Origin of the sequence: Agromyces sp. NPDC056965, assembly GCF_042673425.1 — a bacterium.
In the GTDB taxonomy this organism is placed as follows: domain Bacteria; phylum Actinomycetota; class Actinomycetes; order Actinomycetales; family Microbacteriaceae; genus Agromyces.
Window position 1 is genome coordinate 41,363 of record NZ_JBHURI010000005.1, and the last position, 24,825, is coordinate 66,187.

General features: G+C 71.0%; 24 protein-coding genes. 22 read left to right on the plus strand and 2 right to left on the minus strand.

The genetic code is table 11. The features are described from left to right. Nucleotides 1-3: 3 nt before the first annotated feature. The 9 genes from ruvX to nusB all read left to right on the plus strand — a co-directional run bounded on the left by ruvX (nucleotide 4) and on the right by nusB (nucleotide 7,394). On the plus strand, nucleotides 4-480 hold the full coding sequence (gene ruvX / locus ACFTQE_RS02455) for a Holliday junction resolvase RuvX (RefSeq protein WP_376923570.1): 477 nt from the start codon (nucleotides 4-6) through the stop codon (nucleotides 478-480). After that, on the plus strand, nucleotides 477-1,979 hold the full coding sequence (gene mltG, locus ACFTQE_RS02460; RefSeq protein ID WP_376923571.1) for an endolytic transglycosylase MltG: 1,503 nt from the start codon (nucleotides 477-479) through the stop codon (nucleotides 1,977-1,979). The genes ruvX and mltG overlap by 4 nt, the downstream gene beginning before the upstream one ends. Then, on the plus strand, nucleotides 1,972-2,802 hold the full coding sequence (locus ACFTQE_RS02465; RefSeq protein ID WP_376923572.1) for a shikimate dehydrogenase: 831 nt from the start codon (nucleotides 1,972-1,974) through the stop codon (nucleotides 2,800-2,802). The genes mltG and ACFTQE_RS02465 overlap by 8 nt, the downstream gene beginning before the upstream one ends. 162 nt (nucleotides 2,803-2,964) lie before the next feature. Beyond that, nucleotides 2,965-4,176 carry a chorismate synthase gene (aroC, locus tag ACFTQE_RS02470; RefSeq protein WP_376923573.1) on the plus strand — a complete coding sequence of 404 codons (1,212 nt, stop codon included), beginning with the start codon at nucleotides 2,965-2,967 and terminating at the stop codon, nucleotides 4,174-4,176. Continuing rightward, entirely contained in the window at nucleotides 4,169-4,687 is a 519-nt protein-coding gene (locus tag ACFTQE_RS02475) for a shikimate kinase (RefSeq protein ID WP_376923574.1), read from the plus strand. Before aroC ends, ACFTQE_RS02475 begins: the two co-directional genes overlap by 8 nt. Beyond that, nucleotides 4,684-5,769: a 3-dehydroquinate synthase gene (gene aroB, locus ACFTQE_RS02480; protein WP_376923575.1), complete on the plus strand. Its 1,086-nt coding sequence runs from the start codon at nucleotides 4,684-4,686 to the stop codon at nucleotides 5,767-5,769. The genes ACFTQE_RS02475 and aroB overlap by 4 nt, the downstream gene beginning before the upstream one ends. A 40-nt stretch (nucleotides 5,770-5,809) precedes the next feature. Continuing rightward, nucleotides 5,810-6,247 carry a type II 3-dehydroquinate dehydratase gene (locus tag ACFTQE_RS02485; protein ID WP_376923576.1) on the plus strand — a complete coding sequence of 146 codons (438 nt, stop codon included), beginning with the start codon at nucleotides 5,810-5,812 and terminating at the stop codon, nucleotides 6,245-6,247. A gap of 170 nt (nucleotides 6,248-6,417) precedes the next feature. Further along, nucleotides 6,418-6,981 carry an elongation factor P gene (gene efp, locus ACFTQE_RS02490; RefSeq protein WP_074258921.1) on the plus strand — a complete coding sequence of 188 codons (564 nt, stop codon included), beginning with the start codon at nucleotides 6,418-6,420 and terminating at the stop codon, nucleotides 6,979-6,981. After that, the gene (nusB, locus tag ACFTQE_RS02495) at nucleotides 6,981-7,394 is read left to right on the plus strand and encodes a transcription antitermination factor NusB (RefSeq protein WP_074258922.1); all 414 of its coding nucleotides are present in this window, start codon (nucleotides 6,981-6,983) and stop codon (nucleotides 7,392-7,394) included. The genes efp and nusB overlap by 1 nt, the downstream gene beginning before the upstream one ends. 29 nt (nucleotides 7,395-7,423) lie before the next feature. Here nusB and ACFTQE_RS02500 read toward each other — a convergent pair whose 3' ends face one another. Then, nucleotides 7,424-8,716, minus strand: a complete 1,293-nt coding sequence (locus tag ACFTQE_RS02500; RefSeq protein ID WP_376923577.1) for a nucleotide disphospho-sugar-binding domain-containing protein — start codon at nucleotides 8,714-8,716, stop codon at nucleotides 7,424-7,426. Between the two features lie 185 nt (nucleotides 8,717-8,901). On the opposite strand from ACFTQE_RS02500, the gene ACFTQE_RS02505 reads away from it, so the two are divergent. Beyond that, the gene (locus ACFTQE_RS02505; RefSeq protein ID WP_376923578.1) at nucleotides 8,902-9,411 is read left to right on the plus strand and encodes a DoxX family membrane protein; all 510 of its coding nucleotides are present in this window, start codon (nucleotides 8,902-8,904) and stop codon (nucleotides 9,409-9,411) included. Here ACFTQE_RS02505 and ACFTQE_RS02510 read toward each other — a convergent pair. After that, nucleotides 9,392-10,078 (minus strand): hypothetical protein, encoded by a 687-nt coding sequence (locus ACFTQE_RS02510; RefSeq protein WP_376923579.1) that lies wholly within the window; start codon nucleotides 10,076-10,078, stop codon nucleotides 9,392-9,394. The genes ACFTQE_RS02505 and ACFTQE_RS02510 overlap by 20 nt on opposite strands. A 117-nt stretch (nucleotides 10,079-10,195) precedes the next feature. On the opposite strand from ACFTQE_RS02510, the gene pyrR reads away from it, so the two are divergent. From pyrR to ACFTQE_RS02570, 12 genes are all read left to right on the plus strand, one after another. After that, nucleotides 10,196-10,759, plus strand: a complete 564-nt coding sequence (gene pyrR, locus ACFTQE_RS02515) for a bifunctional pyr operon transcriptional regulator/uracil phosphoribosyltransferase PyrR (RefSeq protein ID WP_376923580.1) — start codon at nucleotides 10,196-10,198, stop codon at nucleotides 10,757-10,759. Continuing rightward, nucleotides 10,759-11,709 carry an aspartate carbamoyltransferase catalytic subunit gene (locus ACFTQE_RS02520; RefSeq protein WP_376923581.1) on the plus strand — a complete coding sequence of 317 codons (951 nt, stop codon included), beginning with the start codon at nucleotides 10,759-10,761 and terminating at the stop codon, nucleotides 11,707-11,709. Before pyrR ends, ACFTQE_RS02520 begins: the two co-directional genes overlap by 1 nt. After that, entirely contained in the window at nucleotides 11,709-13,052 is a 1,344-nt protein-coding gene (locus ACFTQE_RS02525) for a dihydroorotase (protein ID WP_376923582.1), read from the plus strand. The genes ACFTQE_RS02520 and ACFTQE_RS02525 overlap by 1 nt, the downstream gene beginning before the upstream one ends. After that, the gene (locus ACFTQE_RS02530; protein ID WP_376923583.1) at nucleotides 13,045-13,716 is read left to right on the plus strand and encodes a hypothetical protein; all 672 of its coding nucleotides are present in this window, start codon (nucleotides 13,045-13,047) and stop codon (nucleotides 13,714-13,716) included. Before ACFTQE_RS02525 ends, ACFTQE_RS02530 begins: the two co-directional genes overlap by 8 nt. After that, complete coding sequence (gene carA, locus ACFTQE_RS02535; protein ID WP_376923584.1) at nucleotides 13,709-14,887, plus strand: glutamine-hydrolyzing carbamoyl-phosphate synthase small subunit; 1,179 nt, start codon at nucleotides 13,709-13,711, stop codon at nucleotides 14,885-14,887. The genes ACFTQE_RS02530 and carA overlap by 8 nt, the downstream gene beginning before the upstream one ends. Then, on the plus strand, nucleotides 14,887-18,174 hold the full coding sequence (carB, locus tag ACFTQE_RS02540; RefSeq protein ID WP_376923585.1) for a carbamoyl-phosphate synthase large subunit: 3,288 nt from the start codon (nucleotides 14,887-14,889) through the stop codon (nucleotides 18,172-18,174). Before carA ends, carB begins: the two co-directional genes overlap by 1 nt. Then, the gene (pyrF, locus tag ACFTQE_RS02545) at nucleotides 18,171-19,049 is read left to right on the plus strand and encodes an orotidine-5'-phosphate decarboxylase (RefSeq protein WP_376923586.1); all 879 of its coding nucleotides are present in this window, start codon (nucleotides 18,171-18,173) and stop codon (nucleotides 19,047-19,049) included. The genes carB and pyrF overlap by 4 nt, the downstream gene beginning before the upstream one ends. Then, nucleotides 19,042-19,974, plus strand: a complete 933-nt coding sequence (gene gmk / locus ACFTQE_RS02550; RefSeq protein WP_375833330.1) for a guanylate kinase — start codon at nucleotides 19,042-19,044, stop codon at nucleotides 19,972-19,974. Before pyrF ends, gmk begins: the two co-directional genes overlap by 8 nt. 63 nt (nucleotides 19,975-20,037) lie before the next feature. Further along, a complete protein-coding gene (gene rpoZ, locus ACFTQE_RS02555) occupies nucleotides 20,038-20,295 on the plus strand; it encodes a DNA-directed RNA polymerase subunit omega (protein WP_056009287.1) in 258 nt (85 codons plus the stop codon). A 13-nt stretch (nucleotides 20,296-20,308) separates the two neighbouring features. Then, entirely contained in the window at nucleotides 20,309-21,586 is a 1,278-nt protein-coding gene (coaBC, locus tag ACFTQE_RS02560; protein WP_376923587.1) for a bifunctional phosphopantothenoylcysteine decarboxylase/phosphopantothenate--cysteine ligase CoaBC, read from the plus strand. After that, complete coding sequence (gene metK / locus ACFTQE_RS02565; RefSeq protein ID WP_376923588.1) at nucleotides 21,583-22,776, plus strand: methionine adenosyltransferase; 1,194 nt, start codon at nucleotides 21,583-21,585, stop codon at nucleotides 22,774-22,776. The genes coaBC and metK overlap by 4 nt, the downstream gene beginning before the upstream one ends. 1 nt (nucleotide 22,777) lies before the next feature. Beyond that, the gene (locus ACFTQE_RS02570; protein WP_376923589.1) at nucleotides 22,778-24,736 is read left to right on the plus strand and encodes a primosomal protein N'; all 1,959 of its coding nucleotides are present in this window, start codon (nucleotides 22,778-22,780) and stop codon (nucleotides 24,734-24,736) included. Nucleotides 24,737-24,825 lie beyond the last annotated feature (89 nt).

Genomic DNA, 24,825 nt, shown 5'->3' on the forward strand with positions numbered 1-24,825 from the left:
GCCGTGCGTACCGGGGCGAGGCTCGGGGTCGACGTCGGGCGCGCCCGCATCGGTGTCGCCCGTTGCGACGCCGGCGGCCTGATCGCGACGCCGATCGAGACGGTGGCGCGCGCCGCCGACGGCGACGCCGACGTGGCGCGCATCCTCGACCTCGCGCGCGAGTACGAGGTGATCGAGATCGTCGTGGGCAATCCGCTGTCGCTCTCGGGCGCCTCGACGCCGTCGACCGACGATGCGGTAGCGTTCGCGGAGCGACTGGCGAGCACGGGGATCCCGGTGCGCCTCGTCGATGAACGGCTTTCGACCGTGAGCGCCCAACAGGCGCTTCGCGCGACGGGCAAGTCGACCCGCAAGCAGCGTCCCATCGTGGATCAGGTTGCAGCCGTTATCATTTTGCAACACGCCATCGACGCCGAGCGGGACTTCAACCGCCCGCCCGGCCGGACGATCGAGATCCCCGAAGGGCCATCCCCCCTGTGACCCAGCCCCCACCCGAGCGCAACGAACACGACCGCGCGACCGCCGACTGGCACGCGATGCTCGCCGGCGATGCGCCGGTGCGCGCGCCCAGAGCAGCGGATGCCGCGACGCCGACGCCGCCGGTCGACCCGACGCCGACCGGAGCGGCCGCGCCGCAGTCGCCCTCGGAGGGACGGCCGATGACCCGTCGGGAGGCGCGTGAGGCCGAGCAGCGCCGGGCCGCGGAGATCGAGGCTGCCGCGATCCTCGCCGAGGCCGGCCCGCCGGCGGTGCCGGCCGTGCCCGCGGAGCCGACCCGGCCGGCCGAACCCGCATTGCCGCTCTTCGAATCGATCGTCGCCGACCCGGCGGCACCGGAGCCGGACCCGGCACGGCCGTCGCGCGCCGAGCGGCGGGCCGTCAACACCGACCCGTACGAGCCCGAGAAGCCGAAGCGGCGCGGGGCATGGGGCTGCTTCGTCGGCCTCCTCATCGTCGCCGCGCTCGGTGCCGGTGCGTACTTCTTCCTCCAGGGGCCTATCAACGCCGTCATCGAGCGTTTCACTCCCGCAGCGGACTTCGAAGGTACCGGCACCGGCGAAGTCGTGTTCATGATCCACGACGGCGACGTCGGCTCCGACATCGCGACGAACCTCGTCGACGAGGGCGTCACCGCGTCGTACGACGCCTTCTACGACCTCCTGCTCGAGCAGAGCCCCGAGCCCGAGTTCCACCCGGGCGCCTACCAGCTCGCCGAGGAGATGAGCGCGCAGGCCGCGCTGGACGCGCTGCAGGATCCCGCGAACAAGCTCGAGAACACCTTCGTCATCCCCGAGGGGATGTCGCTGCCCGACGCCCTCGTCGCCATCTCCGAGGGCACCGACGTGCCGCTCGAGAGCCTGCAGGCGGCCGCCGTCGAGCCGCCCGCGAGCTATGGACTGCCCGCGGAGGCCACCACCCTCGAGGGGTTCCTCTTCCCAGCCACGTACACCTTGGAACCGGGCCTCGACGGGCACGCCGTGCTGCAGACCCTCGTGAACCGGCAGTTCGAGGCCCTCGACGCCGCAGGCGTTCCCGCCGACCAGCGCTGGCGCACGATCGTGCTCGCGTCGATCGTGCAGCGCGAGGCCGGGTCGAACCTCGACGACTTCCCGAAGGTCGCGCGGGTCTTCCAGAACCGCCTCGACCAGGGCATCAACCTCGAGTCCGATGCGACGGTCGCCTACGGCACGGGCAATACGCACACCGTGTGGACGACCGATGAGGAGCGCGCCGACGCGTCGAACCTCTACAACACGTACGCCAACCCGGGCCTTCCGGTCGGGCCGATCGGCAACCCGGGGGATGTGGCGATCAACGCCGCCATCCACCCGGCCGAGGGGTCGTGGCTGTTCTTCGTCCCGGTGAACCTGGCGACGGGGGAGACGGTCTTCTCCACCACGGTCGAGGAGCACGAAGCGGCGGTCGCCCGCCTGCAGGAGTGGTGCGCCCTCGACGAGAACGCGGCGTACTGTGAGTGACGTCCGCAGGCTCGCGGTGCTCGGCTCGCCGATCTCGCACTCCAAGAGCCCTGCGTTGCACCGAGCGGCGTACGACCGGCTCGGCCTGTCGTGGCAGTACTCCGCCGTCGAGATGGACGGCGACCGGCTCGGCGAGTTCATGGGCGGCCTGGATGCCGCGTGGCGCGGGCTCTCGCTCACCATGCCCCTGAAGCACGACGTGCTGCCGCTGCTCGACTCGATCGACGACGTGGCCGCGATCACGGGCGCCGCGAACACGGTGCTCTTCGATGCCGGCACCCGGCGCGGATTCAACACCGACGTCGGCGGCATCGTGCGGACGCTCCGCGAGGCCGGCGTGCTCGAGGTGCCGCGCGGCGTGGTGCTCGGCGGCGGCGCGACGGCAGCGTCGGCGCTCGTCGCGATGTCGGAGCTCGGCGCCCGCGAGGTGCGGGTGCTCGTCCGTCGACCGGGGGCGGCCGCGCCGCTCGTCGAGCTCGGGTCCCGCGTCGGTGTGCGCGTCGACGAGGGCGGCCTGGCAGAACTCGCGACGATCGACGGTGCAGAACTCGTCGTCAGCACCGTTCCCGGTGGCACCGACCTCGGCGTCGCGGCATCCGCTGGTCTCGTCGCCTCGGCGGCGCTGCTCGACGTCGCCTACGATCCCTGGCCGACTCCGCTCGCGGCCGGCTGGATCGCGGGTGGCGGCACGGTCGTGCACGGGCTCGGGATGCTGCTGCACCAGGCAGTGCTGCAGGTGCGCGTCTTCGTGAACGGCGACCCGGACGAGCCGCTCGACGACGAAGGCGCGGTGCTCGACGTCATGCGCGCTGCGGTCGCCTGAACTCCGGCCGTCGCCGTCGCCGTCGCCGTCGCTGTCGCCGTCATGCGACGTGCGCGTCCCCGAGCCTGTGGAAGGATGCGGACGCGCTCACTGGCACTGCTGATGTGCGGGCGTCGCCGTCATGCGACGTGCGCGTCCCCGAGCCTGTGGAAGGATAGGAACATGCTCCGTTGGCTCACTGCCGGAGAGTCGCACGGCCCTGAGCTCGTCGCGATCCTCGAGGGTCTTCCCGCCGGTATCCCCGTTTCGCTCGACGATATTCGCGCCGACCTCGCGCGCCGCAAACTCGGCTACGGCCGGGGTGCGCGCATGAAGTTCGAGCAGGACGAACTCGCGATCTCGGGCGGTGTGCGCCACGGCCTGAGCCTCGGCAGCCCCGTCGCGCTGCGCATCGGCAATACCGAGTGGCCGAAGTGGCAAGAGGTGATGAGCCCCGAGCCCATCGACCCGGCCAAGCTCGGTCGCGGCCGCGGTGCCGCGCTGACCCGCCCGCGACCGGGTCACGCCGACCTCGTCGGCATGCAGAAGTACGGCTTCGACGAGGCCCGCCCGGTGCTCGAGCGCGCGAGTGCGCGTGAGACCGCTGCGCGTGTCGCGCTCGGGGCGGTCGCACGGTCGTTCCTCGCCGAGCTCGGCATCCGGCTCGTCGCCCACACGCTCGCGATCGGTCCCGTCCGGGTGCCCGATGGTCGCCCGCTGCCGACGCCCGACGACGTCGAGCTGCTCGATGCCGATCCGCTGCGGTGCTTCGACCCCGAGACCTCCGCCGCGATGGTGGCAGAGGTCGACCTCGCGCACAAGGAGGGCGACACGCTCGGCGGCGTCGTCGAGGTGCTCGCCTACGGCGTGCCGCCCGGACTCGGGTCCCACGTGCACTGGGACCGGCGTCTCGATGCGCAGCTCGCGGCCGCCCTCATGGGCATCCAGGCGATCAAGGGCGTCGAGGTGGGCGACGGCTTCGAGACGACCCGCCGCCGCGGCTCGGCCGCACACGACGAACTGCACGTCGACGGCGGGCGCATCGCGCGCGCGAGCGATCGTGCCGGTGGCACCGAGGGCGGCATGTCCACGGGCACCGTGTTGCGCGTGCGCGCCGGCATGAAGCCCATCGCGACCGTGCCGCACGCATTGCCGACGGTCGACGTGGCCACCGGCGAGGCCGCGGCTGCGCACCACCAACGCTCGGATGTCGTCGCGGTTCCCGCGGCGGGCGTCGTGGCCGAGGCGATGGTGGCGCTCACCCTCGCGAACGCCGTGCTCGAGAAGTTCGGCGGCGACTCGGTCGACGAGACGCGGCGCAACCTCCAGTCGTACCTCGAGGCGATCCCCGACACGCTCCGCACGGCGGGCACCGCCGCGGCAGATCGTGTCTGACACCCCGCGACTCGCCCTGCCGATCGTGCTCGTCGGCCCCATGGGCGCGGGCAAGTCCCGGGTCGGGCAGCGGCTCGCGGCATCCGTCGGCGCCCCGTTCGTCGACACCGACCTGCGCATCGTCGAGCGCTACGGACCCATCGAGGAGATCTTCGAGCGCGAGGGCGAGGAGTACTTCCGCATCGTCGAACGCGAGATCGTCGACGAGGCATTGCGCGAAGAGGCCGTGATCTCGCTCGGCGGCGGTGCCGTGCTGCACGACGACACCCGCGACGACCTCGCCGGCCTGCCCGTCGTCTGGCTGCAGGTCTCCGCGTCGGCGGTGGCACCGCGACTCACGGGCGGCAACCGCCCGCTGCTCGCCGACGGCGGCATCGAGCGCTGGAGCGCCATCCTCGAGGCACGGCGCCCCCTGTACGAGTCGGTCGCCGACTTCAGCATCGACACCTCGCGCCGCTCGGTCGCGCGGATCGTCGACGACATCACCGGGCACTTCGGAGGAACACGATGACCGCAGACGAGACCCGCACGAGCATCCGCGTCGGCGGCGAATCGGGCTACGACGTCGTCGTGGGCCGCGGCGTGCTCGCCGAGCTCGGCGAGGCGATCGGGTCCGAGGCGACCAAGGTGCTCATCGTGCACCCCGCGACGCTCGGCGCGCGTGCAGCGGAGCTGCGCGAGGCGCTCTCCGATCGCTACCAGGTGCTGCTCGCCGAGGTGCCCGACGCCGAGGCCGGAAAGCGCGTCGAGGTCGCCGCGTTCTGCTGGCAGGTGCTCGGACAGGCCGACTTCACGCGCACCGACGCGATCGTCGGATTCGGCGGGGGAGCGATCACCGATCTCGCGGGCTTCGTCGCCGCGACGTGGCTCCGCGGCGTGAAGGTCGTGCAGGTACCGACGACGGTGCTCGGCATGGTCGACGCGGCCGTCGGCGGCAAGACCGGCATCAACACCAACGAGGGCAAGAACCTCGTCGGCGTCTTCCACGCGCCCGCCCGGGTGATCTGCGACCTCGACACGCTCGACACCTTGCCGAAGAACGAGATCCTCGCGGGCTTCGCCGAGATCGTCAAGGCGGGCTTCATCCGCTACCCCGAGATCCTCGACATCATCGAGGCCGACCCCGAGGCCGCGACCGACCCGTCGACGCCGCAGTTCCGCCGAGTGGTCGAGCTCGCGATCCGGATGAAGGCCGACGTGGTCTCCGAGGACTTCACCGAGCAGGGGCTCCGCGAGATCCTGAACTACGGACACACGCTCGGCCACGCGGTCGAGCACGCCGAGCGGTATCAGTGGCGTCACGGCGCTGCGGTCGCCGTGGGCATGGCGTTCGCGGCCGAGCTCGGCCGCCTCTCGGGCCGCCTCCCCGACGAGGTCGCCGACCGGCACAAGCGCGTGCTCGACCTGCTGAGCCTGCCGACGTCGTACCCCGCCGGCCGGTGGAACACGCTCCTCGCGACGATGCAGCGCGACAAGAAGGCCCGGGCCGGCCAGTTGCGCTTCATCGTGCTCGACGACCTGGCGAAGCCGACGGTCATGCTCGCGCCCGACCCGTCGCTGCTCTTCGCCGCCTACCAGGAGATCGCATCCTGAGCGATCAGGGCGACGGATGCCTCGGCGCTAGGCTTCTGGCATGACGACGATCCTCGTGCTCAACGGCCCGAACCTCGGCCGGCTCGGCACCCGCGAACCCGAGGTCTACGGCAGCGAGAGCCTCGCCGACATCCGCGACTCGATCGCCGGCTCGGTGCCGGCCGATGTCGAGATCGACCTGCGCCAGAGCGACGACGAGGCCGAGCTGATCGGCTGGATCCACGAGGCCGTCGATCGCAAGCTGCCGGTCGTGCTGAATCCCGCGGCGTTCACCCACTACAGCTACGCGCTGCGCGACGCGGCCGCCCAGCTCAAGCAGGCGGGCGTTCCGCTCGTCGAGGTGCACCTCTCGAACCCGCACACTCGCGAGACCTTCCGCCACACGAGCGTGATCTCGGGCGTCGCGACCGGCGTGATCGCCGGCTTCGGCAGCGATTCGTACCGCATGGCGGTCGAGTGGGTGCTGCGTCACGCCTGAGTTCGGCGTTCACGACGCGGCATCCGAGTGCATTGGCGCAGTCTCGACGTGTATTGGCGCAGTCTCGACGTGTATTGGCGCAGTCTCGACCGAGCGACTAAACTCGACCGACTGAACTTCTGCGGCCGATTCCGGCCGAGCCTCTTCGCAACTGAACGGAACACACACGCATGGCAAGCACCGCTGACATCAAGAACGGCGTCGTCCTCTCCATCGACGGTCAGCTCTGGAGCGTCATCGAGTTCCAGCACGTCAAGCCCGGCAAGGGCGGTGCGTTCGTGCGCACCAAGCTGAAGAACGTCGTGTCGGGCAAGACCGTCGACCGCACCTACAACGCGGGCGCGAAGATCGAGATCGAGAACGTCGACCGCCGCGACTTCACGTACCTCTACAGCGATGGCGACGGCTACGTCTTCATGGACCAGACCGACTTCGACCAGCTCACGGTGCCCGGCACCGTCGTCGGCGACGCCGCGAACTTCATGCTCGAGAACCAGTCGGTGACCGTCGCGCTGAACAACGGCAACCCGCTCTACGTCGAACTGCCCGCGTCGGTCGTGCTCGAGATCACCTACACCGAGCCGGGCCTGCAGGGCGACCGCTCGACCGGCGGCACGAAGCCCGCGACCGTCGAGACCGGCTACGAGATCCAGGTGCCGCTCTTCCTCGAGACCGGCACGAAGGTCAAGGTCGACACCCGCACGGGCGACTACCTCGGCCGCGTGAACGACTAGTGAGCGCTCGTACCAAGGCGCGCAAGCGCGCGCTCGACCTGCTGTACTCGGCCGACATGCGACAGGTTCCGGTCGAACAGATGCTCGTCGTCGAGGCCGAGAAGGCCGCGAGTGAGCCCGAGCGCGCGGCATCGTGGCTCTACGCACGCGAGATCGTCGACGGCATCGTCGACAACCGCGCCGAGATCGACGAGCTCATCGAGACGCACTCGCACGGCTGGACCCTCGAGCGCATGCCCGCGGTCGACCGCGCGATCCTGCGCATCGGCGTCTGGGAGATCATCCACAACGACGCCGTGCCCGACCCGGTCGCGATCTCCGAGGCCGTGGAAGCGGCCACGGTGCTCTCGACCGACGACTCGGCCGGCTTCGTGAACGGCCTGCTCGCGGCGATCTCGCACTCGAAGGCCTGAGGCCGGCGTTCCGCGCCTGCCGCGACCGCTCACCGGCGGGCGAGCAACGCCATCGTGTGCTCGACCACTTCGCGCGGTCCGTCGTGGGCCGACAGTGATCTCGCAAGACGCTGCGCATTCGCCCGGTACGAGCCGTCGGCGGTGATCCGCCGCCAGGCGTCGAGGATCGCGCGTGGACGTGGGCGCCCGGTGCGCAGGTTCACGCCGGCACCGGCCCACGCCACGCGTGCCGCGATCTCGGGCTTGTCGACGTCGCCGCCGGCGACGATGAGCGGAATGCCGTGCGCGAGGGCGGCGAGCACTCCGCCCCAGCCGCCGTTCGTGACCATGGCGTCGAGGCGGGGCAGCAGCGAGTCGTACGGGACGAACCCCGCCACGCGGGCGTTCGGCGGCGCGGGGAACGGCAGCTCCGCGACATCCGCCCGCCCGGTCGAGGCGACGAGCAGCACCCGCTGCCGCCCGAGGGCCGCGAACGACGGCTCGATGAGGTCGTGGGGATCGACGTTCAGGGTGCCCTGGGTGACGTGCAGGATCGGGTCGGTGCAGGACTCGACGTCGGGCCACCACGACGGGAGCGCGGCGCTGTTCGCGGGCTGCCTGGTGAGCTCGCCGACGAACACGACCTGCGTCGCGAGGTCCGAGCGCGGGTATTCGAGCTCGGCGACGCCCGAGGCGCAGACGAGCTCGCGCGAGATGAAGGCCTCTTCCAGGGCGAGCTCGTCGGGCGGCAGGCCGGCTCGGGTGCGCTCCTCGGCGTACGCACGCTGGATCCCACGCGCCGCCACGCGCGTCACTCCTCGAAGGACGCGGTCGCGCAGCCGCCCTGCGAACCCCTTGGCCGGTTGGAGCCCGAGTATCGGCGGTGGCAGGTCGCGGCTCGGGATGGTCAGCGGCACGATGCTGACCGTCACCCACGGCGTGCAGGTCAGCTCGGACGCGAGATGCGCACCGATGCTCAGCCCATCGGCGACGATGACATCCCAGGGGCGCTCGGCGTACGCGCGCGTGAGATCGGCGGCCTGGTCGGCGCCGGTTCGCACGAAGAGCTGCTCGACGTTCGTGAGCATCTGCCGTGGGCCCTTCCTGCCCCGCAGCGCGGGAAAGGTGGCCGGCAGGTCGTGCTCGTCGAAGTCGGGTGCCTGCTGCCACCGGATGACGCTCGCTCCGAGTTCCTCGAAGCGTGCAGCGTGCGCCGCGCCCGTGTAGACGCGAACACCGTGCCCGGCCGCCAGGAAGGCCTCGGCGACGGCCGCCAGCGGTGCCACATGGCCGTGGAACGGCATCACCGCGATCATGACCTCGACCATGGTCCATTGCAGCACGTGCGGACCGCGCTCCGTGACCCGCACTCGGGGGGTTCGGCGGGCGTGACCCTGAGAGCGCGTTCGGTGGAAGCACCGAGCGCGGTTCAGCGGCACTCCCGACGACGCGGGGCCGGCGCGGCGATGTGATGAGTGTGCCGCCGATTCCGGCCGGCATCTCCCACGTTGCTCTCGGAAGGAGCACCATGTCCAGCACCACCATCGGCACCGGTCGCGTCGCGACCGGGTCCGGGCTCGACTCGATCCTCGACCGCGCGAACGCCGCACAGGCGGTCGTCCAGCGCTTCCTCGCTCGCGCAGGAGTCCCCGCCCTCCGAGTCTCGCTCGGCCTCGTCTTCCTCGTCTTCGGCGTGCTGAAGTTCTTCCCCGGCATGAGCCCGGTGGAGGGCCTCGTGAGCCGCACCTGGAACGCGCTGTCGTTCGGTGTGGTCGACGGCTACGCCGCGCTCGCGCTGACCGCGACGCTCGAGGTGTTCGTCGGCATCACCCTCGCGACCGGTCTGCTGCTCCGCATCGGCCTGCTCGCCCTCGCGGTGACGTTCGTCGGCGTGTTCTCGCCGCTCGTGTTCTTCGCCGGCGAGCTCTTCACCGCTGCCGGTCCCACGCTCACTGCGCAGTACATCCTGAAGGACGTCGTGCTCGTGGCCGCGGCCATGGTGATCGCGGCGAAGGCGTTCAGTCGACCGATCCGGTGACCTCGTGCGTTCGGCCCGTCTCGCCGACGACCCCCTCCGCTCGCGGCAGGGGGTCGTTCGCGTCCTCGGCCCGCGGCGCCCACGCGGCGAGCACGGCACCTTCGAGCGCCAGTCCGACGAGACTGCCGTGCGGCCAGTACGTGAGCAGCACCGTCGAGCCGACGAGGACGGGCAGCGTCGCGGCGAGGAGCCATCGCTCCCACCCGGGGATGCCGACGCCACGTGGCGCGGCGGCCGCCGTGACGATCGCCCAGACGCCGATCGCCAGGAGCACGAACAGTTCGCCGCCCCAGATCCCGTGCAGGGGGGCCTCGGTCGGGTGGTTCAGGTATGACAGCGCGGTGACGACGCCGCCGGCGAGCACGAGCCAGCCCAGCACGCGCCCGCTCCACCCGAGCGCCGCGAGCGCCGGCCCGGTGGCTATCCAGACGAGCACGAACGAAGCGGATGCCGCGGCCCCGAACACGAGGTAGAGATCGTGCAGGCCGGCCGCGTGCAACGACGACCTGATGCCGTCGTAGACCGGCAGCTCGTCGAGCGCACCGAGCCAGGCGGGGATGTACACGCCCGACCAGACGGCCTGCTGCGGCGGGAGCAGGAAGAACGCCCAGACCGCGGCGAGGAGCGCGCACGCGACCGCCCACGGGCGGGACGGGTGTGCACGCATGGCGGAACGCTACCGGCCGCCGCCATCGCTCCGGCAGCCCCCGGTCGCGGGACACGATAGGCTTGATCGACGTTGACAACCTTTAAGGCCGTCCTGTGAGGCGGAGAAGGGAGTCGTTTGATGGCACGTGCCGTGCTCAGTCAAGCTGACATCTCGCGGGCGCTGACCCGCATTTCGCACGAGATCCTCGAATCCAATCGCGGGAGTTCCGATCTCGTCATCCTCGGCATCCCGACCAGGGGCGTGATCCTCGCCCGTCGCATCGCCGAGACCATCGCCCGCATCGAACCCGATGCCGCACCGCCGCAGGCGGGAGCGCTCGACGTCACGATGTACCGCGACGACCTCACTCGCACCCGCACGCGCACACCGCAGCCGACGGAGCTGCCGCCCGGCGGCATCGACGGCAAGACCGTCGTGCTCGTCGACGACGTGCTGTACTCGGGTCGCACGATCCGGGCCGCGTTCGACGCGCTGAGCGATCTCGGCCGCGCCCGCGCCGTTCGTCTCGCGGTGCTCGTCGACCGCGGTCACCGCGAGTTCCCGATCCGGGCGGACTTCGTCGGGAAGAACCTGCCGAGCTCGGCACGTGAGCGCATCAACGTGCGCCTGATGGAGATCGACGGCGACGACGCCGTCGCGATCGACGACGGCGCCGCGACCGAGGGCGGCGAGGCCTGATGCGCCACCTGCTGAGCACGCGCGAACTCTCCCGCGAGCAGGCGATCGAACTCCTCGACATCGCGGAGGACATGGCCGCGGTGCAGGAGCGCGAGGTCAAGAAGCTGCCGACGCTCCGCGGCAAGACGGTCGTGAACCTCTTCTTCGAGGACTCCACCCGCACCCGCATCTCGTTCGAGGCGGCCGCCAAGCGCCTCTCGGCCGACGTCATCAACTTCAGCGCCAAGGGGTCGAGCGTCTCGAAGGGCGAGAGCCTGAAGGATACGGCGCAGACCCTGCAGGCGATGGGGGCCGACGGCGTCGTGATCCGTCACCACGCCTCGGGTGCGCCGTACACGCTCGCGACGAGCGGATGGATCGACGCCGGCGTCGTCAACGCCGGCGACGGCACGCACGAGCACCCCACGCAGGCGCTGCTCGACGCCTTCACGATGCGCCGGCGCCTGCACGGCGCGGCGTCCAGGGGTCGCGACCTCGACGGCGTGCACGTCGTCATCGTCGGCGACGTGCTGCACTCCCGGGTCGCGCGATCGAATGTCTGGCTGCTCGCGACCCTCGGCGCGGAGGTCGAACTCGTCGCCCCGCCGACGCTCGTGCCGGTCGACACCAGCTCATGGCCGGCGCGCGTCGGCTACGACCTCGACGCCGCGCTCCGCGGCACCCCCGATGTCGTCATGATGCTGCGCATCCAGGCCGAGCGCATGCACGCCGCGTTCTTCCCGAACAGCCGCGAGTACGCGCGCACCTGGGGTCTCGACGATGCCAGGTTCGACGCGCTGCCCCCCAGTACGATGGTGATGCACCCCGGCCCGATGAATCGCGGGCTCGAGATCGCCGCCCGCGCAGCCGACTCCCAGCAGTCGACGGTGCGCGAGCAGGTTGCGAACGGAGTTTCAGTGAGAATGGCCGCCCTCTATCTGTTGATGTCCGGCGAACGGGGGGACGCCTGATGGGCGAGCGCTTCCTGATCACCGGCGCCACCCTCCCGGGCGGCGACCGGGCCGACATCCTGCTCGACGGCGGCATCATCGCCGGCGTCGGCAGCATCGCGGATGCCGCGGGCGCGACGGTCGTCGACGCCGACGGGCTCATCGCCCTCCCGGGACTCGTCGACCTGCACACGCACCTCCGCGAGCCCGGCTACGAGCAGAGCGAGACCGTGCTGACCGGCACGCAGGCCGCGGCCGCCGGCGGCTTCACGGCGGTGTTCGCCATGGCGAACACGTTCCCCGTCGCCGACACGGCGGGCGTCGTCGAGCAGGAGGCGAGCCTCGGGCGCGCCGCGGGCTACGCGACGGTGCAGCCGATCGGCGCCGTCACCGTCGGACTCAAGGGCGAACAGCTCGCAGAGCTCGGCGCCATGGCCCGGTCGAGGGCGAACGTGCGGGTCTTCTCCGACGACGGCTTCTGCGTCTCCGACCCGTTGCTCATGCGCCGCGCGCTCGAGTACGTCAAGGCCTTCGACGGCGTCATCGCCCAGCACGCGCAGGAGCCCCGGCTCACCGAAGGCGCGCAGATGAACGAGGGCGCCCTCTCGGGCGAACTCGGCCTGACCGGCTGGCCGGCCGTCGCCGAGGAGTCGATCATCGCCCGCGACGTGCTGCTCGCCGAGCACGTGGGCTCGCGCCTGCACGTGTGCCACGTCTCCACGGCCGGATCCGTCGAGGTGATCCGCTGGGCGAAGGCCCGCGGCATCGACGTGACCGCCGAGGTGACGCCGCACCACCTGCTCCTCACCGAAGACCTCATCGCCGGCTACGACCCCCGGTTCAAGGTCAACCCGCCGCTCCGCCGTGCCGAAGACGTCGAGGCGCTGCGCGCCGCCCTCGCCGACGGCACGATCGACATCGTCGCCACCGACCACGCTCCGCACCCGGTCGAGGCGAAGGAGAGCGAGTGGCAGGCCGCCGCGAACGGCATGGTCGGACTCGAGTCGGCCCTCGCCGTCGTGCACGCCGCCGTCGTCGAGACGGGCTTCCTGAACTGGGCGGATGTCGCGCGCGTGATGTCGTCGACTCCCGCCCGCATCGGCCGGTTGACGGGGCAGGGCGAGTCGATCGCCGTCGGCGCCGCTCCCGAGCTGACGCTCTACGACCCCGCGGCTTCGGCCGAGTTCGACCTCGACCGGCTCGCCGGCCGCAGCACGAACTCGCCCTACCTCGGTCGTCGCCTGCCCGGGCGGGTCGTCGCGACGTTCCACGGCGGCTACCCGACCTTCATCGACGGTGCGGTGCGCCCGCACGACGAGGTCGCCCGCAACGCGGCATCCGCTCAGGGGGTCGCACGTGGATAAGGTGATCGGCACCGTCGTCGCCGTCGCGATCGTGGCACTCGTCGGCTGGCTGATGTACCGCTCGTGGAAGCGACGAACCGCGCGCGACGAGTCGCTCGGGTCGTACCCGCTGCCCGCCGAGCACGGCGCGCCGGTGATCGATGCCGAGGTGCTCTACGTCGCGACCACCCCGCTCGGCGAGCCGCTCGAACGACTCGCGGTGCACGGGCTCGCCTTCCGCGGCTCGGGCCATGTCGAGGTGCTTCCCGAGGGCGTTCTCCTCCGCATCGCGGGGGAGTCGCTGACCTTCATCCCGGCCGACCGCCTCGTCGGCGCGCAGCTCGCGAGCTACGCCATCGACCGAGGCGTCGAGCCCGAGGGCCTCGTCGCCCTCACCTGGATCGCCCAGGAGCGGGGAACGGTCGAACGCACCGAACCCAGAGTCGACAGCTACGTGCGAGCCCGGTACCCGGGCGACCCGGCCAGGATCATCCAGGCGGTCAACGACATCGCCGCAGCGCCGGCCGCGCCGCGATCGGAACAGGACATCACCGCAGCGCCATCCGCGCCGCGGTCGGAACAGGACATCGCCGCAGCGCCATCCGCGCCGCGGTCGGAGCAAGACATCGCCGCAGCGCCAGTCGCGCCGCGGCCAGAGCAGGAGAGTGAGGCCTCGAATGACTGAGACCCCCGCCGGCACGAGCGAATCCGCCGTGCTCGTCCTCGAAGACGGACGCCGTTACGAAGGTCGCGCGTACGGTGCGCGCGGCCGCACCCTCGGCGAGGCCGTCTTCGCCACCGGCATGACCGGCTACCAGGAGACCCTGACCGACCCGTCGTACGCCGGTCAGATCGTCATGATGACCGCGCCGCACATCGGCAACACGGGCATGAACGACGAGGACATGGAATCGGCCCGCATCTGGGTCGCCGGCTTCATCGTGCGCGACCCCTCGCGAGTCGTCTCGAACTTCCGCTCGCAGCGGAGCCTCGACGACGACCTCGCGGACTCGGGCGTCGTCGGCATCAGCGGCATCGACACCCGAGCGCTCACGCGGCACCTCCGCTCGGCGGGCGCCATGCGCGCCGGCATTTTCTCCGGTGACGACGCGCTCCTCACGCCGGGCGAGCAGCTCGACCTCGTGCAGGGCGGCGCCGCGATGGCCGGCGCGAACCTGTCGAGTGCGGTCTCGACGGCCGAGCCCTACACGCTCCCGGCAGAGGGCGAACGCGTCGGATCCGTCGCAGTCCTCGACCTCGGCGTGAAGACCTCGACGCTGAAGTACCTCGCCGAGCGCGGCTTCGACGTGCACGTCGTGCCGCAGTCGATCACGGCCGAAGAGGTGCTCGCCCTCGAGCCCGACGCACTGTTCTTCTCGAACGGGCCCGGCGACCCCGCGGCATCCGACCGCCATGTCGAACTGCTGCGCACGACGCTCCGCGAGGGGCTGCCGTACTTCGGCATCTGCTTCGGCAACCAGCTGCTCGGACGCGCACTCGGCTTCGGCACCTACAAGCTGCCCTTCGGCCACCGCGGCATCAACCAGCCGGTGCTCGACAAGGCCACCGGGCGCGTCGAGATCACGGCGCACAACCACGGCTTCGCCGTGGACGCCCCCATCGACCGCGTGAGCGACTCGACCGAGGGCTTCGGGCGCGTCGAGGTCAGCCACTACGGCCTCAACGACAACGTCGTCGAGGGGCTCAACTGCCTCGACATCCCCGCGTTCAGCGTGCAGTACCACCCCGAGTCGGCGGCCGGCCCGCACGATGCGAACTACCTCTTCGACCGATTCCGCGACATGGTGATCGCGAACACGTCGACGAGCACCGCGACCGAAGGAAGCAACGAGTAATGCCCAAGCGCGACGACATCAACAGCGTCCTCGTCATCGGATCCGGTCCGATCGTCATCGGACAGGCCGCCGAGTTCGACTACTCGGGAACCCAGGCGTGCCGCGTGCTCCGCGAGGAGGGCGTGCGGGTCATCCTCGTGAACCCGAACCCCGCGACGATCATGACCGACCCCGACTTCGCCGACGCGACGTACATCGAGCCGATCACGCCCGAGATCATCGAGTCGATCATCATCAAGGAGAAGCCCGACGCGGTGCTCCCGACGCTCGGCGGCCAGACGGCGCTGAACGCCGCGATCGCGCTGCACGACGCGGGCATCCTCGAGAAGCACGGCGTCGAGCTCATCGGCGCGAAGGTCGACGCCATCCGCAAGGGCGAAGACCGCCAGCTCTTCAAGGAGATCGCGATCGCGTGCGGCGCCGAGGTCGCCGACAGCCGCATCGCCCACACGATGGAAGAGGCGCTGACCGCGGCCGACGAGCTCGGCTACCCGGTCGTCGTGCGACCCTCGTTCACGATGGGCGGTCTGGGTTCGGGGTTCGCCTACGACGAGGCAGACCTGCGGCGCATCGCCGGCGCCGGCCTCCACGACTCGCCGACGACCGAGGTGCTCCTCGAGGAGTCGATCCTCGGCTGGAAGGAGTACGAGCTCGAGCTCATGCGCGACACGCACGACAACACCGTCGTCATCTGCTCGATCGAGAACGTCGACCCGGTCGGCGTGCACACCGGCGACTCGATCACCGTCGCGCCCGCCCTCACGCTGACCGACCGCGAGTACCAGAAGCTGCGCGACATCGGCATCGACATCATCCGCGCAGTCGGTGTGGAGACCGGCGGCTGCAACATCCAGTACGCGGTGAACCCGGTCGACGGTCGCATCATCGTCATCGAGATGAACCCGCGCGTCTCCCGCTCGAGCGCGCTCGCCTCGAAGGCCACCGGCTTCCCGATCGCGAAGATCGCCGCGAAGCTCGCCATCGGCTACCGCCTCGACGAGATCCCGAACGACATCACGAGGGTTACCCCGGCTTCGTTCGAACCGACGCTCGACTATGTCGTCGTCAAGGTGCCCCGGTTCGCGTTCGAGAAGTTCCCCGCCGCCGACCCCACCCTCACGACCACCATGAAGTCGGTCGGCGAGGCCATGGCGATCGGCCGCAACTACGCGACCGCGCTGCAGAAGGCGCTCCGCTCGCTCGAGAAGCGCGGCTCCTCGTTCCACTGGGGCGAAGAGGACCGTTCGATCGAGGAGCTCCTCGAGGTCGCATCCGTGCCGACCGACGGCCGCATCGTGGTCGTGCAGCAGGCGCTCCGCAAGGGCGCGTCGATCGAGCAGCTCTTCGAGGCGACGAAGATCGACCCGTGGTTCCTCGACCAGATCGTGCTCATCAACGAGGTCGCCGAGACCATCGCCTCCGCCGAGAACCTCGACACCGAGCTCCTGCTGCTCGCGAAGAACCACGGATTCTCCGACGCGCAGATCGGCCAGCTCCGCGGCTTCGGCGAGGCCGACGCCCGCGAGGTGCGCCACATCCTCGGCATCCGCCCGGTCTACAAGACCGTCGACACGTGCGCGGGGGAGTTCCCCGCGCTCACGCCGTACCACTACTCGAGCTACGACGTCGAGACCGAGGTGGAGCCGAGCGATCGCCGCAAGGTCGTCATCCTCGGCTCGGGCCCGAACCGCATCGGACAGGGCGTCGAGTTCGACTACTCGTGCGTGCACGCCTCGTTCGCGCTCTCCGCAGCGGGCTTCGAGACGATCATGATCAACTGCAACCCCGAGACGGTCTCGACCGACTACGACACGAGCGACCGGCTCTACTTCGAGCCGCTGACGCTCGAGGACGTGCTCGAGGTCATCCACGCCGAGTCGCAGTCGGGTGAGCTCGTCGGCGTCGTCGTGCAGCTCGGCGGGCAGACGGCGCTCGGCCTCGCCAAGGGCCTCGAGGCCGCGGGCATCCCGATCCTCGGCACCACCCCCGAGGCGATCGACCTCGCCGAAGAGCGCGGTCTGTTCTCCGGCATCCTCGACGCCGCAGGCCTCCTCGCCCCGAAGAACGGCACCGCGACCGACCTCGCGGGCGCCGTGCACGTCGCGGAGGGCATCGGCTACCCGGTGCTCGTGCGCCCGAGCTACGTGCTCGGCGGCCGCGGCATGGAGATCGTCTACGACTCGCCGTCGCTGGCCGACTACTTCGCACGCATCGAGGGCCAGGGCATCGTCGGCCCGACGCATCCGCTGCTCGTCGACCGCTTCCTCGACGACGCGATCGAGATCGACGTCGACGCGCTGTACGACGGCACCGACCTCTACGTCGGCGGGGTCATGGAGCACATCGAGGAGGCCGGCATCCACTCCGGTGACTCGAGCTGCACCCTGCCGCCCGTGACCCTCGGCCGTGCCGAGGTCGATCGGGTCCGCGAGGCGACTCGTGCCATCGCCGAGGGCATCGGCGTACGCGGCCTCCTCAACGTGCAGTTCGCGATCGGCGCCGGCGTGCTCTACGTGCTCGAGGCCAACCCGCGCGCGAGCCGCACCGTGCCCTTCGTCTCGAAGGCGCTCGGCATCCCGCTCGCGAAGGCCGCATCGCGCATCATGGTCGGCGCGACCGTCGCCGAGCTCATCGAGGAGGGCATGCTGCCCGCCTCCGACGGATCGCGCGTGCCGTTCGACGCGCCCGTCGCCGTCAAGGAGGCCGTGCTGCCGTTCCACCGCTTCCGCACCCGCGAGGGCATCATGGTCGACTCCGTGCTCGGCCCCGAGATGCGCTCGACCGGCGAGGTCATGGGCATCGACAAGGACTTCCCGACCGCGTTCGCGAAGAGCCAGCTCGCGGCCTACGGCGGCATGCCCACCTCGGGCACGGTGTTCGTCTCGGTCTCCGACCGCGACAAGCGCGCGATCATCCTCCCGGTGCTCCGCCTCCAGCAGCTCGGCTACGACATCGCCGCGACCGAGGGCACCGCAGAGGTGCTGCGCCGCAACGGCATCCGCGCCCAGGAGGTGCTGAAGTTCAGCGAGAAGACGAGCGCCGACGCGGCATCCGTGGTCGAGCTCATCCACCGCGGTGAGGTCGACGTCGTCGTGAACACCCCGAGCGGGCGTTCGTCGCGCGCCGACGGCTACGAGATCCGCGCAGCGGCGGTTGCCGCCGACATCCCGCTCTTCACGACCATCGCCGAGCTCTCGGCGGCCGTGGCGTCGCTCGACGTGCAGCGCGAGGGCTTCGAGGTCACGAGCCTGCAGGAGTACCGGCTCCGCCGGGAGGCCACCGCATGAGCGAGGTCACTCCCTTCGGCGACCGGCTCGAAGCCGTCTTCGCCGCATACGGCAGGCTCTGCGTCGGTATCGACCCGCACGCGACGCTCCTCGACCAGTGGGGCCTTCCCGACTCGGCCGAGGGCCTCCGCGAGTTCGGCCTGCGCACGGTCGACGCCGCCGCAGGGCGCGTGGGCATCGTGAAGCCGCAGGTGGCGTTCTTCGAGCGCCACGGCGCCGCAGGATATGCGGCGCTCGAACGAGTGCTCGCCGAGGCCCGCGACGCCGGACTGCTCGTGATCGCCGACGTGAAGCGCGGCGACATCGGCACGAGCGTCGAGGCCTACGGCCAGGCCTGGCTGACGCCGGGATCGACCCTCGAGGCCGATGCGATGACGATCAGCGCCTATCAGGGTCTCGGCTCGATCGCCGGTGTGCTCGAGGCCGCCGAGCGAGCGGGCAAGGGCGCCTTCGTGCTGGCCGCGACCTCGAACCCCGAGGCCGCCGCGATCCAGCGCTCCGTGCTGCAGCAGTCGAGCCGTGCCGGCTCCACGGTCGCCCAGGCCATCACGAGCGGGGTCATCGCCTGGAACCAGGGGCGATCGGATGCCGCGGACCGGGCGCTCGGCTCGGTCGGTGTCGTGCTCGGCGCGACCATCGACCTGCGCGGCTCCGGCATCGAGCTCGACATCGATCCGCCGCGGCCGGGCCTGCCGGTGCTGGCACCCGGGTTCGGCCATCAGGGCGCCGAGCTGCGCGACCTCAGGGCGATCTTCGGATCGCTCGCCGCCGGCGTCATCGTGAGCGAGTCGCGATCGATCCTCGGTGCGGGGCCCGACGGCCTCGTCGAGGCGATCACGCGCCGTGTCGGCGAGGTAGGAGCGACGAGTGTCTGAGCAGACGACCGTCTCCGGAGCCACGCGTCCATCGCCGCCCGACGTCGATCGCGTCGCCGCGTCCCGGGCCGCCGTGGCGGCGCGCCGCGCTCGCGCGACCGTGAAGTCCGCGATCGCTGCCGGTTCGCGGAGCCCGCTCGACGTGCTGCGCGAGGCCTTCGAATCGCCTGAGGGCGTCGAAGGGCGCCTGCGCGTCACCGAGTTCCTCACCTCGATCCCCGCGATCGGGCAGACGAAGTCCGCGCGCATCATGGAGGAGCTCGAGATCTCGCCGTCGAAGCGACTCGGCGGCCTCGGCCGCCTGCAGCGTCGTCGTCTCCGCGAGTTCCTCGCGGACTGGGTCGCCGCGCATGGCGGCACGGGCGACCGCCTCGTCGTGCTCGCCGGGCCGACCGCCGTGGGCAAGGGCACCGTCGCCGAGTACATCCGGCGCCACCACCCCGATGTGCGACTCTCGGTGTCGGCGACGACGCGCCAGCCGCGGCCCGGGGAGGTCGAGGGTGAGAGCTACTTCTTCGTCGATGACGCCGAGTTCGATCGCATGGTCGAGGCCGGCGAGCTGCTCGAGTGGGCGACCGTGCACAACGCGTCGCGCTACGGCACGCCGCGCAAGGCGGTCGAGGAGGCCATCGCCGCGGGCAACAGCGTGCTGCTCGAGATCGACATCCAGGGTGCGCGGTCGGTTCGCCGAGCCGCGCCCGAGGCGACGCTCGTCTTCCTGCTGCCGCCGAGCTGGGACGAACTCGTGCGCCGACTCGTCGGCCGCGGCACCGAGAGCCCGGCCGAGCAGCAGCGCCGACTCGAGACCGCGAAGGTCGAACTGGCCGCCGTCGAGGAGTTCGATCACCAGGTCGTGAACCACGACGTCGCCGAAGCGGCGCAAGAGGTCGTAGACTTGATGAGATCTCGCAAGGGTCGGCGTTGAGCTGCCCTCGACACGAATTTCCGCGCGCTGCGGGTGCGCACCCACGATCTAAGGAGTCATTCCATGGCTGAGAAGCTGTCCGGCATCATCGATCCGCCCATCGACGACCTGCTCTCGAAGGTCGACTCGAAGTACCAGCTGGTCATCTTCGCGTCCAAGCGCGCACGCCAGATCAACGACTACTACGCCGACCTGCACGAGGGAAGCCTCTTCGACAACGTCGGTCCGCTCGTGGACTCCTCGATCGACGACAAGCCGCTGTCGGTCGCGATGCACGAGATCAACGAAGACAAGCTCCGGCTCCGCCCGATCGCCGAGTGATCCGGAGGGCCGGATGACTCGGCTCAACATCGTCGTCGGCATCACCGGCGGCATCGCCGCATACAAGGCCGTCGGCGTCGTGCGCGCGCTCGTGCTCGCCGGCCACGACGTGCACGTCGTGCCGACCGAGGGCGCGCTGCGCTTCGTCGGCCGGCCCACGCTCGAGGCGATCTCGCGCAACCCGGTGCACACCGAGCTGTACGAGGGCGTCGCCGAGGTGCGGCACGTGGCCATCGGCCAGGCGGCCGACCTGATCGTCATCGCCCCGGCGACCGCGAACTCGATCGCGAAGCTCGCGACGGGCCTCGCCGACGACCTCCTCGGCAACACCCTGCTCGCGAGCGAGGCGCCCGTCGTCGTCGCACCGGCCATGCACACCGAGATGTGGCGGCACCCGGCCACCCAGGCGAACATCGAGACGCTCCGTTCGCGGGGCGTCACGATCGTGGGCCCCGCCGTCGGGCAGCTCACGGGTGCCGACAGCGGCCCCGGCCGCATGGAGGAGCCCGACGAGATCGTGCGGGCAGCGCTCGAACGCGTGCTCGGCGACGGCACTGCCGCCGAGGCATCCGTTCATCGCGGTGACCTTGCGGGCCGCCGCGTCGTGGTCAGCGCAGGCGGCACTCGCGAACCCCTCGATCCCGTGCGCTTCCTCGGCAACCGCTCGAGCGGCAAGCAGGGCATCGCGATCGCCGAGGCCGCTCGCGAGCGAGGCGCGCAGGTCACCCTCGTCGCCGCGAACCTCGAGGTCGCCGAGCCCGAGGGCTGCGACATCCGACGCGTCTCGACCGCGCTCGAGCTGCAGACGGCGATGACCGAGGCCGCGAAGGACGCCGACGTCGTCGTGATGGCCGCGGCCGTCGCCGACTACCGTCCCGCGAGCGTGAGCGAAGGCAAGATCAAGAAGGACGGGAGCGACGACGGGCTGACGCTCGAACTCGTGCGCAACCCCGACATCCTCGCGGGCCTCGGGCATGCGCCGCATCCGGGCACGCTGCTCGTCGGCTTCGCCGCCGAGACCGAGCCCGACGACGACCGCCTCATCGCACTCGGCCGCGCCAAGCGCGAGGCGAAGGGCGCCGACCTGCTCGTCGTCAATCGGGTCGGCTGGAACGAGGGCTTCGCGAGCGATGAGAATCGGGTCGTCGTGATCGGCCGAAGCGGTGACGTCGTCACACGAGCACACGGAACGAAACAGTCGGTGGCGCATGACATCCTCGATGTGGTGGTCACGGAAGTGACCGCAGCCACCACCGCGACGACCTCGAAGGAACACGAGCCCACCACATGACCGCACTCCGCCGCTTCACGTCCGAGTCCGTCACCGAGGGACACCCCGACAAGCTCTGCGACCAGATCTCCGACTCGATCCTCGATGCGCTCCTGCGTGAAGACCCGCACAGCCGGGTCGCCGTCGAGACCCTCGTGACGACCGGGCTCGTGCACGTGGCGGGCGAGGTCACGACGAGCGGCTACGTCGAGATTCCGGCGATCGTGCGCGAGCGGGTCACCTCGATCGGCTACGACTCGTCCGACGCGTGGTTCGACGGGCGCTCGTGCGGTGTCTCGGTCTCGATCGGCGGCCAGTCGCCCGACATCGCCCAGGGCGTCGACCACGCCTTCGAGGCGCGCGAGCGATCGAGCGAAGATGCGCTCGACATGCAGGGCGCCGGCGACCAGGGCATCATGTTCGGCTACGCCACGCGCGAGACCCCCGAACTCATGCCGGTGCCGATCTGGCTCGCACACCGTCTCGCCGAGCGACTCTCGGCCGTGCGCAAGAACGGCGACCTCGACTACCTCCGCCCCGACGGCAAGACCCAGGTCACGATCGGCTACGACGGCCAGGTGCCGAAGACCGTCGAGACCGTCGTGCTTTCGACGCAGCACACGCTCGCCGTGTCGACGGAGCAGCTCCGTGCAGAGGTCGAGGAGCTCGTGATCCGACCGGTGCTCGACACCGTCGAGCTTGCCCGCCCAGACCTCGACGTGCTCATCAACCCGACCGGCCGGTTCGAGATCGGCGGCCCGCAGGGCGACGCCGGCCTCACCGGCCGCAAGATCATCATCGACACGTACGGCGGCGCGAGCCGGCACGGTGGCGGCGCGTTCAGCGGCAAGGACCCGTCGAAGGTCGACCGCTCAGCTGCGTACGCGATGCGCTGGGTCGCGAAGAACGCCGTCGCGGCGGGCCTCGCCGACCGCCTCGAGCTGCAGGTGGCCTACGCCATCGGCAAGGCGGCTCCCGTCGGTCTCTACGTGGAGACCTTCGGCACCGGCGCGCTTCCCGACGAGCAGATCACGGCGGCGATCCGCGAGGTGTTCGACCTGCGACCCGCCGCCATCATCCGCGACCTCGATCTGCTGCGGCCGATCTACGCCCAGACCGCGAGCTACGGCCACTTCGGCCGGGAGCTGCCCGACTTCACGTGGGAGCGCCTCGACCGCGTCGACGACCTCCGCTCCGCTGCCGGGCTCTGACGTGGCAGGCGGCTCCGTCGCCCGGGTGCTCGTCGACTCGCCGCTGCCGCAACTCGATCAGCTGTTCGACTACGCCGTGCCCGAACGGCTGCGCGACGCCGCCGTCGCCGGCGTGCGTGTGCGCGTGCCGCTGCGGTCGGGCGGGCGCATCGCCAACGGATGGCTCGTCGAGATCGCGTCGTCGAGCGAGTTCGAGGGGCGCCTCAGCGAACTCGAAGACGTCGTCTCCGGGGTGCCGCTGCTGACTCCCGAGGTGTGGGCGCTCGCTCGTGCCGCCGCCGATCGCGCGGCCGGCAACGCCGGCGACATCCTCCGTGTCGCGATTCCGAGCCGCTACGTGCGCGCCGAACGGGCGTGGCGGGCGGCCGAGCCCGATCCGGGTGACCTCCCCGGGCCCGCCGCAGCCATTCCCGGGTACGAGCCGGGTCGCATCGAGTCGGGCATCGACACGGGCGAGCGGATGGCGCTTGCCGCCGATCCCCGTCCGGTGCTGCTCTCCTCGGGCGAATGGGTCGGCGCGTGGGCCGCGACGCTCGCGGCTGCTGCTGCGCACACTCTCGCGGCCGACCGCTCGAGCCTCATCATCGTTCCCGACTACCGCGATCAGGAGCAGTTGCAGGCGGCCCTCGCCGATCGCGTCGACCCGCGACGGGTGCTCCGCACCGATGCCCGGCAGACGGGCGGCGAGCGGTTCCGTGCGTTCCTCGACGCCACGGGCGCCGACGCGCGCGTCGTCATCGGCAATCGCTCGACCGTGTACGCGCCGGCGTCGCGCCTCGGTCTCATCGCGATCTGGGACGACGGAGACTCGCTGCAGAACGAGCAACTCGCTCCGGGCGTGCACCCGCGCGATGCCGCGCTCATCCGGCAGGAGCAGTCCGGCGCCGCCCTGCTCTTCCTCGGGCACAGCCGAAGCGTCGAGGTCGAACGACTCGTCGAGATCGGATGGGTGCACGACGTGCCGGCGGTCAGGCACGTGCGGCCCAAGGTCATCCCGACCGAGCAGCAGGCATCGCCGGAGCCCGGCTCCGCACGCATCCCGTCGAGCGCCTGGCGCGCTGCGCAGCAGGCGATCCTCGAGGGACCGGTGCTCGTGCAGGTGGCGCGTCCGGGACACGCGCCGATGCTCACGTGCGATCGCTGCCGTGAACCGGCGCGGTGCGCGGCCTGCGGCGGCGCCCTGGTCGTTCCGCGCAGCGGCGGCGATCCGCGATGCGTGCTGTGCGGCACGAGCGCGAGCACATGGCGGTGCCCGGTGTGCGAGGGCACGAAGCTCCGAGCAGCGACGGTCGGGGCGAGCCGTACGGCCGAAGAACTCGGCCGCGCGTTCCCGAAGGCCCGTGTCATCCTCTCCGACGGCGAACGGCCGGTGCTGAAGGTCGGTGCCGAGCCGGCCCTCGTCGTCGCGACCCGCGGAGCCGAACCCATCGCCGAAGGCGGCTACCGAGCCGTGCTCCTCCTCGACGGCGAGCGGATGCTGCTGCGCGAGTCCCTTCGCGTGGCCGAGGACTGCCTGCGATGGTGGGCCAACGCCGCGGCCCTCGCGGCACCCGGCTCGCCGGTCTACCTCGTCGGGGTCGCGGGCGCGCTCGCGCAGTCGCTGACGTCGTGGCGGCTCTCCGAATGGGCGAGCGGCGAACTCGCGAGTCGCCGAGCGCTCCGGTTCCCGCCGGCGGTGCGCGTGGCGAGCGTGACGGCGGCGCCCGCGCTGGTCGCGAGAGCGCTCGATGCGGCCCGCGATGCCGCCCAGGGCGTCGACTCGCTCGGCCCCGTGCCGGCCGACGAGGGACTCGAACGCGGCATCGTGCGGTTCGACTACGCCGCCGGAGGCGCTGTCGCCAAGGCGCTGCGTGCCGAGATGATCCGCGTCGCGACCGAGCGCCGCCGCCCGGTCGCCGGGCAGCCGCCGAAGCGCCCCGCGGTGCTCCGCGTGCGCTTCGACGACCCCGAGGTCCCGTAGCCGTTCATTCGGGGGTCAGGATCGTCGTCGCCAGCGCCGGACGCGCTATCGTGGTGTCCGCTTCGCGGTTCTCCACCGAACCGCGGCTG

What these genes read in the sequence shown, in the direction of transcription:
- aroC (WP_376923573.1), top strand. Translation starts at nt 2,965, where the DNA reads ATGCTCCGTTGGCTCACTGCCGGAGAGTCGCACGGCCCTGAGCTCGTC.
- aroB (WP_376923575.1), top strand. Translation starts at nt 4,684, where the DNA reads ATGACCGCAGACGAGACCCGCACGAGCATCCGCGTCGGCGGCGAATCG.
- ACFTQE_RS02485 (WP_376923576.1), top strand. Translation starts at nt 5,810, where the DNA reads ATGACGACGATCCTCGTGCTCAACGGCCCGAACCTCGGCCGGCTCGGC.
- efp (WP_074258921.1), top strand. Translation starts at nt 6,418, where the DNA reads ATGGCAAGCACCGCTGACATCAAGAACGGCGTCGTCCTCTCCATCGAC.
- ACFTQE_RS02505 (WP_376923578.1), top strand. Translation starts at nt 8,902, where the DNA reads ATGTCCAGCACCACCATCGGCACCGGTCGCGTCGCGACCGGGTCCGGG.
- ACFTQE_RS02510 (WP_376923579.1), bottom strand. Translation starts at nt 10,078, where the DNA reads ATGCGTGCACACCCGTCCCGCCCGTGGGCGGTCGCGTGCGCGCTCCTC.
- ACFTQE_RS02520 (WP_376923581.1), top strand. Translation starts at nt 10,759, where the DNA reads ATGCGCCACCTGCTGAGCACGCGCGAACTCTCCCGCGAGCAGGCGATC.
- ACFTQE_RS02525 (WP_376923582.1), top strand. Translation starts at nt 11,709, where the DNA reads ATGGGCGAGCGCTTCCTGATCACCGGCGCCACCCTCCCGGGCGGCGAC.
- carA (WP_376923584.1), top strand. Translation starts at nt 13,709, where the DNA reads ATGACTGAGACCCCCGCCGGCACGAGCGAATCCGCCGTGCTCGTCCTC.
- carB (WP_376923585.1), top strand. Translation starts at nt 14,887, where the DNA reads ATGCCCAAGCGCGACGACATCAACAGCGTCCTCGTCATCGGATCCGGT.
- pyrF (WP_376923586.1), top strand. Translation starts at nt 18,171, where the DNA reads ATGAGCGAGGTCACTCCCTTCGGCGACCGGCTCGAAGCCGTCTTCGCC.
- rpoZ (WP_056009287.1), top strand. Translation starts at nt 20,038, where the DNA reads ATGGCTGAGAAGCTGTCCGGCATCATCGATCCGCCCATCGACGACCTG.
- coaBC (WP_376923587.1), top strand. Translation starts at nt 20,309, where the DNA reads ATGACTCGGCTCAACATCGTCGTCGGCATCACCGGCGGCATCGCCGCA.
- metK (WP_376923588.1), top strand. Translation starts at nt 21,583, where the DNA reads ATGACCGCACTCCGCCGCTTCACGTCCGAGTCCGTCACCGAGGGACAC.